The 14,013-nt window shown below is 63.8% G+C and carries 13 protein-coding genes; 11 read left to right on the forward strand and 2 right to left on the reverse strand.

From position 1 onward, the window contains the following. Nucleotides 1–8 precede the first annotated feature (8 nt). From epmA to E4Q08_RS08660, 6 genes are all read left to right on the forward strand, one after another. Nucleotides 9–1,007 carry an EF-P lysine aminoacylase EpmA gene (gene epmA, locus E4Q08_RS08635; RefSeq protein ID WP_169070082.1) on the forward strand — a complete coding sequence of 333 codons (999 nt, stop codon included), beginning with the start codon at nt 9–11 and terminating at the stop codon, nt 1,005–1,007. A gap of 113 nt (nt 1,008–1,120) precedes the next feature. Next, nucleotides 1,121–1,414, forward strand: a complete 294-nt coding sequence (locus E4Q08_RS08640; RefSeq protein WP_034912080.1) for an antibiotic biosynthesis monooxygenase — start codon at nt 1,121–1,123, stop codon at nt 1,412–1,414. Continuing rightward, entirely contained in the window at nt 1,411–2,613 is a 1,203-nt protein-coding gene (locus tag E4Q08_RS08645) for an iron-containing alcohol dehydrogenase (RefSeq protein WP_169070083.1), read from the forward strand. Before E4Q08_RS08640 ends, E4Q08_RS08645 begins: the two co-directional genes overlap by 4 nt. Nucleotides 2,614–2,912: 299 nt before the next feature. Next, a complete protein-coding gene (locus E4Q08_RS08650; protein WP_169070084.1) occupies nt 2,913–3,350 on the forward strand; it encodes a TlpA family protein disulfide reductase in 438 nt (145 codons plus the stop codon). 14 nt (nt 3,351–3,364) lie between these two features. Beyond that, nucleotides 3,365–4,468: a transglutaminase-like domain-containing protein gene (locus E4Q08_RS08655; RefSeq protein WP_169070085.1), complete on the forward strand. Its 1,104-nt coding sequence runs from the start codon at nt 3,365–3,367 to the stop codon at nt 4,466–4,468. A gap of 245 nt (nt 4,469–4,713) precedes the next feature. Continuing rightward, nucleotides 4,714–5,778, forward strand: coding sequence for a GGDEF domain-containing protein (locus tag E4Q08_RS08660; RefSeq protein ID WP_169070086.1), 1,065 nt, complete (start codon nt 4,714–4,716; stop codon nt 5,776–5,778). 297 nt (nt 5,779–6,075) lie between these two features. On the opposite strand, the gene E4Q08_RS08665 is transcribed toward E4Q08_RS08660, so the two are convergent. Beyond that, on the reverse strand, nt 6,076–7,314 hold the full coding sequence (locus E4Q08_RS08665; RefSeq protein WP_034915178.1) for a NupC/NupG family nucleoside CNT transporter: 1,239 nt from the start codon (nt 7,312–7,314) through the stop codon (nt 6,076–6,078). A 34-nt stretch (nt 7,315–7,348) separates the two neighbouring features. After that, nucleotides 7,349–7,726, reverse strand: coding sequence for a hypothetical protein (locus E4Q08_RS08670; RefSeq protein ID WP_034915168.1), 378 nt, complete (start codon nt 7,724–7,726; stop codon nt 7,349–7,351). Nucleotides 7,727–7,927: 201 nt separating this feature from the next. Here E4Q08_RS08670 and E4Q08_RS08675 point away from each other — a divergent pair, with 201 nt between their 5' ends. From E4Q08_RS08675 to E4Q08_RS08695, 5 genes are all read left to right on the forward strand, one after another. Then, complete coding sequence (locus E4Q08_RS08675) at nt 7,928–8,512, forward strand: TVP38/TMEM64 family protein (RefSeq protein WP_308240088.1); 585 nt, start codon at nt 7,928–7,930, stop codon at nt 8,510–8,512. Beyond that, nucleotides 8,509–11,169, forward strand: a complete 2,661-nt coding sequence (locus E4Q08_RS08680) for a glycoside hydrolase family 31 protein (RefSeq protein WP_248594785.1) — start codon at nt 8,509–8,511, stop codon at nt 11,167–11,169. The genes E4Q08_RS08675 and E4Q08_RS08680 overlap by 4 nt, the downstream gene beginning before the upstream one ends. Nucleotides 11,170–11,444: 275 nt before the next feature. Further along, on the forward strand, nt 11,445–11,840 hold the full coding sequence (locus E4Q08_RS08685; protein ID WP_169070088.1) for a hypothetical protein: 396 nt from the start codon (nt 11,445–11,447) through the stop codon (nt 11,838–11,840). A gap of 380 nt (nt 11,841–12,220) precedes the next feature. Beyond that, entirely contained in the window at nt 12,221–12,442 is a 222-nt protein-coding gene (locus E4Q08_RS08690; protein WP_169070089.1) for a hypothetical protein, read from the forward strand. Between the two features lie 81 nt (nt 12,443–12,523). Further along, a partial coding sequence (locus tag E4Q08_RS08695; RefSeq protein WP_169070090.1) for a hypothetical protein occupies nt 12,524–14,013 on the forward strand: 1,490 nt, incomplete at its 3' end.

A 14,013-nucleotide genomic window follows, 5' to 3' on the forward strand; every position in this document is an offset into this window, starting at 1 on the left:
TGACGTCGATGTCAACGGTTGACTGGCGACCCGGCGCACCGCTCGCAAACCTGCGCCGCCGCGCGCAGATCGTGGCGCAGATTCGTGCCTACTTCGCACAACAGCATGTCCTCGAAGTGGAAACACCGCAACTCTGCCCGACCACGGTGACCGATCCGCACCTGCACAGTATGCAGGTGCCTGGCCACGGTTATCTGCAGACCTCGCCCGAATACGCGATGAAGCGCCTGCTGGCCGCGGGCAGCGGCTCGATCTACCAGATCGCCCGCGTGTTCCGCGCCGATGAAATGGGGCGCCGGCACCACCCCGAGTTCACGATGCTCGAGTGGTATCGCGTCGGCTTCACCCCGGATCAGCTCATCGACGATGTCGCCGCCGTTGCCTGCCTCGCGCTCGGTGAAACGCGCTGCGTGCGCCACCGCTATCGCGACCTGTTCCGCACCCGGCTCGGCCTCGACCCGCTGAGCTGCAGCGTCGATCAACTGCGTGCCGTCGCGAGACGGCATGTCGACCTGGCCTTCGACGAGGCCGACCGCGACACCTGGCTGGAATTGTTGATGAGCCAGGTCATCGAACCGACCCTCGGCATCGACACGCTGAGTTTTGTGGTTGACTATCCGCCCTCGCAGGCCGCCCTCGCCCGTCTGCACCTGGACGACGAAGGCCAGGTCGTGGCATCGCGTTTCGAGCTGTATCATCGCGGTGTCGAACTGGCCAACGGCTATCACGAGCTGCTCGACGCCGACGAACAGCGCGCACGCTTTGCCGCCGACCTGCGCGAACGCGAGGCGCTGGGCCTGCCGGCCATCCCCATCGACGAGCCACTCCTGGCGGCGCTGGCATCCGGCCTGCCCGATTGCAGCGGAGTCGCGCTCGGACTTGACCGCCTGATCATGCTCGCCGTCGGCAGCGATTCTCTGCGGGAGGTGATCGCGTTTTCGCCCGCCTCGCCAGTCCGGTCGACACGGACGCAGCCGGAACGGACCCGTACCGAAAATCAGGGATGACCACGGCCGCACCCAGGCCGTGCTCAATGTGATGGCAGCTATCTCTCCCGCTGACGCATTCGACGCTCCGAGCGTACGGTACAATTAGCCCGGTTCATATTCGGGAGGCCACCATGCAGGTCACACTTGTCCATGTGCGCGTCCGGCCGGAGTCGGTCGATGCCTTCATTGCCGCCACGCGCGCCAACCACGAAGCCTCGGTCGGCGAAGCGGGCAACCGGCGCTTCGATGTCCTGCAGGCGCCCGACGATCCGGCGCGCTTCATCCTCTACGAGGCCTATGCCTCGGCCGCCGACGCAGCCGCACACAAGGAGACGGCGCATTATCTCGCCTGGCGAACGGCGGTCGCCGACATGATGGCCGAACCACGGCGGGGTGAGCCGATGAACGGGCTGTTTCCCGCATGAGCGACGCCTTCCCGGCTCTCCCGTCGATCCCGGGCTTCGCGATCGCCCGCCTGCCACGCATCGAATTCGGCAGCGGCGCCCTGGCCCGCTTGCCGGACATCGCCGCCGGCTACGGCCGCAATCTTCTGCTCGTCACCGGCCTGCGCTCCCTGGCCGAATCCGTGGCGGGCAAAAGGCTGTTCGCGCAACTTGCGCAGCGCGGGCTGTCCTGGGAACAGGTGAGGGTATCCGGCGAGCCGTCGCCGGAATGGATCGACGCAACCGTCGCCGCCTGGCGGGAAAGACCCTTCGACTGCGTTGTCGGTATTGGCGGCGGCAGCGCGCTCGATGCGGCGAAAGCGATCGCCGGACTGTTGCGGCCCGGCAACTCGGTGATGGAGCATCTCGAAGGGGTCGGCCCGGAACTGCCCTACCTGGGACCGGCAATTCCCTTGATCGCCGTTCCGACCACTGCCGGCACCGGCTCGGAGGCAACGAAAAATGCCGTGTTGAGCGTGCCCGGCAGTTTCAAGAAGTCCTTCCGCGACGACCGGCTGGTCGCCGAATGGGCAATCGTCGATCCGGATCTACTAGCCGCCTGCCCGCCGGAACTGATCGCTGCCGACGGCCTCGACGCCTTCACACAGCTCCTCGAATCCTTCGTGTCGACACGTGCCAACCCGCTGACCGATGCGCTGGCCCGCTCGGGGATCATGGCCGCGCGCGCGGCGCTGCCGGCGCTGCATCGGCAGCAGTCCGCCGCGGCGCGCGCGCAGATGGCCTACGCCTCGCTGCTCTCGGGCATCTGCCTGGCACAGACCGGGCTCGGTTCGGTACATGGCCTGGCCTCGCCGCTCGGTGCCTTCTTCCCGATTCCGCACGGTGTCGTCTGCGGCACGCTGGTGGCCAGCGCGACCGCCCGCAACATCACCGCCCTGGAAGCCCGGGAACCGGATAACCCGGCGCTGCCCAAATATGCCGAGGTCGGCCGTCGCTTCGCGATGCAGAAGGGTCTCAACGGCCCCGACGCACGCCGCTTTCTGGTCGACACCCTGCGCCGCTGGGAACTGGAACTGGCGCTTCCCCGTCTGTCGGCTTACGGCATCGGCCAGGACGATCTGCCGCGCATCGTCGCCGCCAGCCGCGGTTCCAGCATGAAGACCAATCCGATCGTGCTCAGCGACGCCGAGCTGACGGAGATTCTCGCCTCGCGGCTCTGACTAACGGTCATGACTTTTCCAGGCGCCCCCGACCATGAAAGCCATGCGTCGCTGACGCGACTTTCACATGAATAGTGAGATAATGACAGTTACGGCGGTCTGAGTTACCGCCATTCCATCGCGCCGGTCTTTGCACCGGCGCAACGTAAGTTGCGAGGGCTTCCGCCTCGCGACGGTGATCCTGAAAACGGGAGAGACCGCTGAAAACGAATACGCACGCGCCGAACAGGCGTCTGTCGATTCGTCGTTTTGTCGCCATCCTGTTGCTGGCCTGCCCGCCCTGGGCATACCAGGCTTTGGTGCACGCCCATGCACTGGCACAGGTCGCCGCCAGACCGCTGCCGATCCCGGCCGATACTCCCCTGCATGCCCTGCTTGCCTCGCACCGGGGGCAGCCCGTGCTCATCAACTTCTGGGCGTCGTGGTGCGAACCATGCCGCCAGGAAATGCCGTCGCTGCAACGCCTCGCCGACCGCTGGCGGGCACGTGGCCTGGCGGTGATCACCGTCGCCGTCGCCGATCAGCGCCAGCAGGTCGATACTTTCCTCTCCGAGAACGCCCTGCAACTCGTGGTCATCGACGATCGCGAGCAGTTCATCAGTCGCGCCTGGGGCGCGCGCATGCTCCCGAGCAGCCTCATCATCGATCGTCGCCATCGTATACGGCTGCGCGGCCAGGGTGCCATTGACTGGGATTCCCCGGCGATCGACAAAACCCTGCAAGCCCTGCTCAAATAACCGAGGATACCACCATGGACCGTCGCCAATTCATCACCACCACCACCAGCTTGCTGACCGCCAGCGCGCTTGCCGGATGGCGCCCGGCAGCTGCCTCCGACAATCCCTTCCAGCCTTCGCCGACCCATGGCTGGCGCGTCTTCGAAGTCAGCACGCGTGCCGAACTGGCCCCGACCGAGAGCAGCACAGGCGTCTGGCTGCCGCTGCCATCGATCGATGACCCGACCTGGATCAAGACCATGGGCAACGTCTGGCAAGGCAATGCCGTGACTGTTCAGTTCGACCGCGATCCCGGCTACGGTGCGCAGATGCTGGCCGCTGTCTGGGAAGCCGGCGAAGCCGCGCCATTCGTCGAAGTGACCAGTCGCTTCGCGACCCGCGACCGTGCCATAGATCTCGCGCAAACCGGCAAGGTGGCGCCGCTCGACAAGACGGCGATGCGGCTGTATACCCGAGCGACCGAACTGCTGCCGACAGACGGCATCGTCCGGAAAACCTCGGCAGAGATCACCCGTGGCGCCAATACCGACTTGGACAAGGCCAGGGCGATCTACGAATGGATCGTCGAGAATACCGCGCGCAACCCGAAAACGCGCGGCTGCGGCGTCGGCGACATTCGCGTGATGCTCGAGACCGGCAACCTCTCGGGCAAGTGTGCCGACCTCAACGCCTTGTATGTCGGCCTCGCCCGCGCCGCCGGGCTGCCGGCGCGCGACGTCTATGGCATCCGCGTTGCCGATTCGCGCTTTGGCTACAAGAGCCTCGGCAAGAGCAAGGACATCACCAGGGCGCAACACTGCCGCGCCGAAGTCTGGCTGACCGGTTTCGGCTGGTTGCCGGTCGATCCCGCCGACGTGCGCAAGGTCGTTCTCGAAGAAAGACCCGGCCTGACCCTCAAGGATGAGATCGTCGTCGCCACTCGCGAAAAACTGTTCGGCTCCTGGGAGATGAACTGGCTGGCCTACAATTTTGCCCACGACCTTGCGCTGCCGGGGTCAAGCGGCCCGAAAATCCCCTTCCTGATGTATCCGCAGGGAGAAAATGCCGCCGGCCGCTTCGACAGCCTGGACCCGGACACTTTCCGCTACAAGATCAGCTCGCGCGAGATCGTCGCCTGAGAAATGGGCCTCCCGAGGCTTCCCACTTAAGCCGGGACGATCTCCAACTTCAATGGGTTATGAAAGGCTCAGAGAATTGCGTTGGCCGAAGTCGGGCCCATGTAGCTGTCCGCATTGCACATCCGAGATGTCCTCAATACGCAACATGAGCCACTTCAGTTAGTCGATTGCGAGTTCTATACTCTTCTCTTCGAGGCAGGCACCGCCGTGGCCGCCAAAGCGGCGAGTAAACACGAGGGGTGACCATGAGCAAGGGCGAGGGATGGAGAGTGGCGAGTGATTTGGCCGGGGCGGGCGGCAAGATTCTTGCCGGCGGGTTTTCGCAGCGGCTGTGCCGGCGGCTGACGGAGTGTGTCGCTGCCCTGGCGACCCTGGAGAAGATTTCCTCGCCGATCGTCCCCTATATCTCCGCCTGGCACGAGCACGAGAAGATCCTCTGGTATGAATATGTCGGAGCAGGCTTTCTCGCGCTTCTCGGCTGCGAGCGGAGAGAAGTCGACGAGGTTTTTCGGCAGAGTATCGTCGATCGGCGGCTGTACCGGTACGCAGAGCGGGAAAGCAGAGTGGAAGAGGAGATCGTTACCCGGGCCGAGTTACAGGGCGATCAGGCCGGCTTGCGCGAGGAGGTGAAAAAGGCGGGGGTGGTGGAGTTCGTCTATCAACTCGCCTTGCCGGTGGGGAAGAGGATCTGGCTGAAGGATCAGGCCAACATCGAGATCTTTGTCGAGGACCAGATCTGCCTCTCCATTGGCTGTCTGACCGAGGTCACCAAGGAGATGGAGCAGAAGGATCTGCTGGAAAAAATCGGCTATTTCGACGAACTCACCAAGTTGCCGAAACGGACCATCCTGCAACGGATTATCGAGATGAATATCGGTAATCTCCGGCGCGGCCACATCAACGATTTTGTTTTTCTGTTGTTGGACCTGGATCATTTCAAGGGAGTGAACGACACTTACGGCCATCAGGCCGGAGACCAGGTTTTGCTCGGCTTCGCGGAGGTGATGCGCGCCACCAAGCGGCATGAGGATGAAATCGGACGCTATGGCGGCGAGGAGTTTTACGGATTCTCCATCGGCGACTTGAAGAACGGCCTCCAATTTGCCGAGCGATTGCGGCTGGCGGTGGCCAATACCGACTTTATCTTCAATCGGGAGCGGATCCCGGTCACCGTCTCCGTTGGCCTGGTAGCGGCGAGCCAACTGGCGGGGAAGGGGGAAATCAGTGTCGAGGAGTTGGTGCGAGTAGCGGATAGGCGGTTGTATGTGGCCAAGGAAGAGGGACGGAATCGGGTGGTTTATCAAGGCTGACAGACAAGGGCCGTCCGGCAGTTCGGATCTGCAACCGTATACTATGAAAGTCGCGAGCGACTCTCGAATCTCCCCTCCCCACTCGCGGGGGAGGGGTTGGGGGAGAGGGGAAACGGTCATGACTTTCATCATCGGGGGTGTCTTGCAAAGTCATGACCGTTTGGTAGGAGGCGAAGATCTGGTACACGGCTTATCGCGAACAGCATCGAGGCCGTCATCCCCCGAAGAGCCATCGCGTCGTTCCGTGCGCATTTGACCTGCATCTGTACAAGAATCGTCACGATTCGACTCGCCCGGTCACAGCAGCATCGCCACCACGCTGCCGCACGAAAGGGTCGCCAGGGTGCCCGAGAGCAGCGTCAGCGGGCCGAGTTGTACGAGTTCGGCGCGACGTTGCGGCGCGATCGCGCACATACCGCCGAGGAGAATGCCGAGACTGCCGAGATTGGCGAAACCACACAGCGCATAGGTCATGATCACCTTGCTGCGGGGCGCGAGCGTGTCCGGCGAGAGCTGGGCCAGGTCGATGTAGGCCAGCAGTTCGTTGAGCACCGTTTTGGTTCCCAGCAGCGAGCCGGCAACGGCGCACTCGCTCCAGGGGATGCCGGCCATCCAGGCCACCGGAGCCATCAGCCAACCCAGTAGACGCTGCAGCGAAAGCGGGCTGCCATCGACGCTGGGCAACAGGCCAAGCGCCTGATTGGCCAGGCTCACCAGGGCCACCAGCACGATCAGCATCGCGACGATGTTGATCAACAGGCTCACGCCCTCGCCGGTCCCGCGGGTCACCGCTTCCATGCTGCTGGTGTCGGTCTGCGGCAGGTCGAGATGCCGCCCGGTGGGCGGCCCCTCGGGCGGCTCCATGATCACCGCAAAAACGATTGCCGCGGGGGCGCTGATGAAGGAGGCGGCCAGGATATGGCCCAGCGCATCCGGGACGACCGGACCGAGAATGCTGGCGTACAAGGCCATGACTGTCCCCGCGACACCCGCCATGCCCCCGGTGAGAATGATGAACATCTCGCCGCGACTGACGCTGGCCAGGTAGGGGCGGATCAACAGCGGCGCTTCGATCATGCCGACAAAGACATTGGCGGCAGTGGACATGCCGATCGCCCCGCCAACCCCAAGGGTTTTTTCGAGTACCAGCGAGAAGCCCTGCACCAGCAGCGGCAGCACCCGCCAGTGATAGAGCAGCGCCGACAGCGCACTCATCACCAGCACCACCGGCAAGGCCTGAAAGGCAAGAACAAAGCTGGCTCCGGGAGTGGTTTCCGCATAGGGCAGCGACGCCCCGCCCAGGAAACCGAATACCAGCTGGGTTCCTGCGCGGGTCGCCGCAGCAATGGCCAGCAAGGCGTCGTTGCCGGCAGCGAAGATCTCGCGCACGCCGGGCAGACGAAAGATCAGCAGCGCCAGCGCCAATTGCAGGCCGATGCCGCCGATGACCGTCCGCCACGGGATGGCGCCGCGCCGGGAGGAGAGAGTCCAGGCCAGGCCGAGCAGCAGGAGATAGCCGGCGACTGCCTGCAGCAGCGGGTTCAAGGCCCCGGGCCTGCGGCCAGGTGGATCACTGGTGGTAGACCGGCTTCCCGGCCTGCTCGAACTCCGGCCGAATCTGGCTTGCACCCCGGTAGCGCGGCTGGATGTGGGCTTCCGGGGTTGGCGGTACGTCGCGCGGCTGCACCGGCACGAGCAAGGCCGGGGGATTCGGCGCAAAGCGATGGCCGTAGTTGCGTTCGTAACGATCCAGGAAGCGCCGTAGCTGTTCGTAGTTCGGACAGCCCGCGGCGGAAAGACAATGACCGTACGAATCGTAAACGATCGACGGCGGTGGCACCGTCCATCCGAACGGCGCTCCGATCAGCAACTCGCCGCGCAGTACCACGCCGGTAGCGGCGGCATCGAGCGCGAGCGAGGCGCAGAGGGCAGCAAACAGGATACGCATGGCACGCGAGTGTAGCACTTGCCCTAACGGTCATGACTGCTCCCGGCTCCCCCGATCAGGAAAGCACGGCAGACAGCGTAAGCAATGCCGGAAAACTGGGTTCCACTATACTGTGGGCTGAGAGGATGACCTTGCCGGCGCCAACTGGAATCGATACGCGGCGAAAGCGCTGGCCAACGCCCAAGTGATGAAAGGCTTGCATTGTCCCACTATATGCTCAAGCGAACCGCCATACCTTACCCGCGACTGCTCGCCGTTGCGCTGTTTCTCGGCGTGCTGTTTGCGATCTTTGAATTGGCCGGCTGGCGCGATCACTTCAGTCGCCAGTTTCTGCACGATCAATTTCTGGAGAACCGGGTGAGCGGGGTACTGATCTTCGTCCTGCTGTTCTCTCTGGGCAACCTGATCCAGATCCCGGGGTGGATTTTTCTTGCTGCCGCCGTATTGGCCCTCGGACGAGTCTGGGGCGGCGTCGTCACTTACATCGCTGCGAGCACCTCGTGCGCGCTGACCTTCCTGAGCATACGCCTGGTCGGTGGCGATGCCCTGCGGCAGTTGAAGAGCCGGCTCGCACTCCGCCTGTTCGAGCAGCTCGATACCCATCCGATCCGCAGCGTCGTTTTCCTGCGCATCCTGTTTCAGACGGTGCCGGCACTCAATTACGCTCTCGCCATGTCCGGGATCGGGTTCCGCGAGTACATGATCGGCACACTGCTCGGCATGCCTCTGCCGATCGCCCTGTACTGTCTGTTCTTCGACTTTCTGGCCAGCCTGCTCGAACGATGAAACAAGCCGGGCACTTGCGCGTTCACTGCCGTCCGGTGGCTGACTCGCGGGCCGTGCTGGCCTCGCAGCGGGCTCGCTTCACGGTGTTGACGTCCCGACTGTTGCGCCTCGAGTTCGCGGCCGACGGGCACTTCGAAGATCGGCCCAGCCGCACCTTCTGGCATCGCCGCCAACCCGTGCCCGCTTTCGAAGTTCTGCGCAACGACGAGATCGTCGAGATCGCGACCGCGCACCTGCGTCTGCGTTACGATTCCCGGCTGGGCTTCAGCGGTGACGGACTGCAGGTGACGCTCATCGAGTCAGGCCTGGTCTGGCACTACGGCGACCGCGATGTCGGCAACCTTGGCGGGACGGCGCGCACCCTGGACAAGACTGACGGCCCGATCCCGCTCGATCCGGGTCTGCTGTCGACCAGCGGCTGGGCAGTCGTGGACGACTCGGACGCCCCACTCCTCGACGAGGGCTGGATTGCCCGGCGCGAGCCAGGGGCAGACGCGGTCGATCTGTATTTCTTTGGCTATGGCCGGGATTTCACGGCCTGCCTGAGCGATTACCGGCGCCTGAGCGGCGCCGTTCCCCTGATTCCGCGCTGGGCGCTGGGCAATTGGTGGAGCCGCTACTGGCCCTATCGCCAGGACGAACTGCTTGAGCTGATGCGCGATTTCCTGGCGCATGCGCTGCCCTTGTCGGTATGCGTTATCGACATGGACTGGCATCGCACGCGTACCGGCAATGCGTCGCGTGGCTGGACCGGTTACACCTGGAACCGGGATCTCTTCCCCGACCCCCGCGCGCTGCTCGCCGATCTGCACTCACTGGGTTTGAAGACCGCCCTCAACCTGCACCCCGCCGATGGCGTCTGGCCGCACGAAGAGGCGTATCCGGCCATGCTCCGGAGGCTCGGCGGCGATCCGGCGACCGGCGAAGCAGTTGCTTTCAACATCACCGATCCCGCTTTCACGCAAGCCTACTTCGAAATCCTGCATCACCCCCTGGAAGCCGAAGGCGTCGATTTCTGGTGGATGGATTGGCAGCAGGGCAAGCGAACAGCCTTTTCCGACCTCGATCCGCTGTGGTGGCTCAATCACCTGCACTTCCTGGACCTGGGCCGCGATCCGGCGCGGCGCGGGTTCGCGTTCTCGCGCTGGGGCGGGCTCGGCAGTCATCGCTATCCGGTCGGTTTTTCCGGAGACACTGTCGTTTCCTGGCGCTCGCTGGCCTTCCAGGTTCCTTTCACGGCGACGGCGGCCAATGTCGCTTTCGGCTGGTGGAGCCACGACATCGGCGGTCACATGGAGGGCACCGAGGACGCCGAACTCTATGTGCGCTGGCTGCAGTTTGGCGTATTCAGCCCGATCCTGCGCCTGCACAGCACACAGAATCCCTTCCACGAGCGGCGACCCTGGGGCTGGGACGCGCAAACCTTCGCGCTTGCCCGATCGGCCATGCAGTTGCGCCATGCCTTGATTCCCTATCTGTACAGCATGGCCTGGCAGGAACACCAGGGCGGCGGTGCGCTGCTGCGGCCGATGTATCACCTGCACCCGGACGCACCCGAAGCGTACGCGTGTCCCGGCCAGTATGCCTTCGGCAGCGAGCTGATCGCCGCGCCATTCACGTCCCCGCGCGATCCGGAAACGCGCCTGGGCCGGCAGGTCGTCTGGCTGCCCGCGGGGGACTGGTACGACTTCTTCAGCGGGCAGCACTACGCCGGAGCGGCGTGGCACAGCCGGTACGGCGAACTCGATGACATCCCCGTCTTTGCGCGCGCCGGCGCCATCGTCGTGCTGGCCGACCCAGGCCACGAGGGAGCGGCGGCAAGCCCTGTGGACAACCCGCGTGCCCTCACCGTGCATGTCTTCCCCGGCGCCGACAACCATTTCGATCTCTATGAAGACGACGGGGAGAGCGAGCACTACCGGCACGGAGCGCGGGTGCTCACCCCGCTGCGGCAGCAGTGGTCGGACAGCGCGCTGCAACTGGGCATCGGCCCGGCCCAGGGGGACCTCGGCGTCGTCCCCGCCGCGCGCGGCTACACCCTGGTCTTCCATGCCATCGACGCGCCGGGGCAAACGCTTGTCACCTGCGACGGCAGGCGCGTGCCGATCGATGCTCGCCACGATCCGGAGAGCGGCAGCTTGACCATCCACCTGCCGCCGGCCGCGCCGAGCAGCAATTACCAGGTATTGCTGCAAGCCCGTCAGGGAAAGCTGCAGCGGCACGACGACACCAGGCCCCGAATCCTGATGAAACTGCTCAAGGCCTTCCGCTGCGGCAGCGAGGCGAAGCGCGGGCTGTGCGTGCGGCTGCACGAGATCCTCGCTGACTACGAAGTGCTGGGTGCCTACCGTACGGCGCTCTCCGACAGCCAACTGCGCGCACTCCTGGAAGTGCTTTTCGGTGCCGGCGTGCACGTCTGCGAGGACACCGGCGAGGCATTCGCCGTGCTCTGGAACAACCACGAAGATCAGCGAACCCTCGTCCGCTGGTCGCAGGAAAACCGCAGCACCTGGGACCCGCAGTGTCGTTTCCGACAGGAGCATGGCCCTGCCCCGCGCTTTGCCCGCTTCGCGCTTGCACAGGCGGCAAGCCATGGCCCGTTCAGCCTGACGCTGAGCTATGCCTCCCTGCTCGCGGTCAACACGCTCGTACCATAGCCCGCTGCCCGCGCCGGCCTGTTCCCGCCAGCGGTCGCGCACCTGCGGCCGATGGCGGTCGAAGTGGGATTCGTCGCGATCGCCGTGAGTTCAAGACCGGGAAGCACGCCAATCAGCGGTGCGTGAATAGTTGACTGGAATCATGGCTACCCACTTAAGCCGGGACACTGATGTTGCCATAAGGTGATTTCCGCAAAACGCCATACCAAGAGTCATCGCGTTAGGCCGGGCTCAGGGGCTAGCAACACAAGCCGCTGTGGTAGTTGTTCGGGATCTTGATTCCCGGAAATCGCCTAACCGAAACATCACGCCACGCCTGGCTCTCCAGCCAGCCGCTCAGCCAAGACAATGTCCATGAGCGCTGCAACCTCGGAGCCCGCCATCGTTGGGGCATCGAAGCGGGCTTTCTCGTCGAGAAGCACCAGGGCTACCACTACGAGCATGCCTTTGCTCTGGACTGGAATGCCATGCAGGGCGATCACCTCCTCATGCGCCTGGCGTATGGGTTCAATACCCTGGCACGTTTCACCCGGCAGTTACGCAGCCTCTATCAAGAACTCGGTGTGCGCGGCGCTATTCGCTTCATCCGAAGCTCCTGCGCCGGCTCCAGGCTCGATCCGATGCGTATGCGTGTGCTCCTCGCCGAACCGTTCCTGCTGCAACTCAAATAACCTTGCCATGGCCTGCCCAACACATCCTCTCAAGCGCGGCGCATACCGCGCCGAGAAAGGCTCGCCTAGCGATCGTACCGGAGCTCCCACACCCTCTTGCATCCCACTGACTGACCCCACACCCCCCCGCGCCGCAAGCGCTCCTTGATCGCTAGCCAACCGCTATCCGACCGCCTCGGCGGCGAAAGCGAGCGTTACCGGTAAACGGGCCCGAGTCGGATGGGTCATGCGTCAGGGCTGGAAAAATTACCCCTCTATTGATCTTCTTCGAGTTTGTGCACAATGTGAGGCGTCGCGGACGTGCCCTATTGGGATCTCTCGTCAGTCTCCTACTGCAACCTGAAACATGTCCTCAAAACGCAACATGAGCCAACGAGTTTATGACATCCTGGAAATTTTACGGCCGTCGCGACGAGCTGGAGGCGATCAAGCTGCTCCTGACCCGGGGCCGCTGGTTCTTCTGTGACGAACTGCGCTACATCCTCGACCCCGCCGACGTCATGGGCGCCGATTACCCATCCGAAACCTACCGCGTCCTCAAGAACAACGAAACCCGCCAGTTCGGCGAATACCGCACCCGCCGCCTGGTGCTCGAGGCGTAGGACGCTCTGGCCGGACGGACCGCATCCGTGGACGCAGGGTTTCAATCCAAACAGCAAGATCGACTAGAAAGCCATCAAGCCATGAACGATATCAAAAAGAATATAGCCCTGTTCGGCCTGCCAGATGACGTTCTGCAGCCGGACGGCAAGAGTATTGTGCTGATCAAGCTGTTGCAGGCCAAGGGTCTGAACCGGGACGTCAAGCGCCGGCTGAGCGAGCATTCAAAGGGCGACAGCGGTTTCGATGCAATGATTTCTGAGTTTCTCGGCGAACGGGTCGCTCACCTTCCAGAAGCGGACAAGCAACTCGTCCGCCGCTGGTCAAATCCTATACAGCGGATGGGTTCTTTCTGGGGAGTGCGCCGAGCCGGGCCCGCAGGGCGCGACCGGTTCACAGCGACGGACTATGCGCGCTCGGTGGACCTGGTCTTCCTCGAGGAATTCGACAGCGGCTGGACCAGCCTCGCGTTCGACGAGGAGACCCTGCTCGCCAACTGCACGGCATGGCCGGATATCCGGGTCGCTATTGAAGAACGCCTGCCCGTGTCAGGTATGAAGCTTTCGTTCAACGTTTTCATGCTCTGGCCGCAGATCGTCGACGAACTGGCCCGCTGGCCGGAACTTGACGACACCCGACGCCGCGCGGTGAGCCACGCGGTCTTCGCGCTCTGCTCAGCATCGGCGAACGAATGGTTCGCACGACGGGCTATCGAACTGTGCCCGGATTTGAGCAGTGACTTCCAGTTGGTCTATCAGGCCGTTGAACCGGAGGAATCCGAGCAGGCCCCTGTCGCCGAGGAATTGAGCCCGGCTGGGTTTCAGTCGAACTGGGACGCACTGCTGGAAAGGCTCGATCATCTCCGCGACGAATTGCGTCGTCGCCCATCACGGCAGTCCGTCGCCCACTTGATGAGCATTGGCGAAGAGTTCGAGGTGTTGGCAGCGCACTTGCCTGCAGCGGAGGACACGCTACGGGAGGAGATCAAGGCGAAAGTGGACGCGTTGATCGATCTTTGCCACGAGTGGAGTGGCAAGCCAGAGTTTGCCTGGCTCGACGAAGCAGTATTGCAGGCGCTAGACAAACGCTGGGAGGATGCGCTCGGCGAGCCGGAGGCAAGCCTCGAAGCACTGTCAGCCGATGTCGACGCCGCTCGTGAGCGGGCTGCGCACGCCGGCGCGACCTTCGAGTCCGAGGCAGGCGGTCGCCACGCCTTGCAGGATGAGCACGATACTCTGGATCGGCAGGTACGCGCGGCGAAATCGTCGCTCGAGCGCAAGCCGATCGAAAGGAAACGGCGCGAGCGGGAGAGAGCACTGCTGGACCTGGACGAGAAGCTCGAGTCACTGCAGGACGTCTTCCTGTCGGCCGCCAGCCCCTATCGCCGACCGTTTGAGACGCAGGGGAATGATTCTCCGGAGATCGAACCAGAAGAGGGCACTGGTGGGATCGATGCCTCGCCAGTTGAGCCGACGCTTGTGGTGGCCACAGCGCAACCTGGCGAAGTGCTCCCGTCGTTGGTATCAGAGCCGGTGCACGCGCCAGAAGCAGAACCTCTGATCCTGCCACCACC

The organism is Candidatus Accumulibacter contiguus, assembly GCF_012940005.1.
Classification (GTDB): Bacteria; Pseudomonadota; Gammaproteobacteria; order Burkholderiales; family Rhodocyclaceae; genus Accumulibacter; species Accumulibacter contiguus.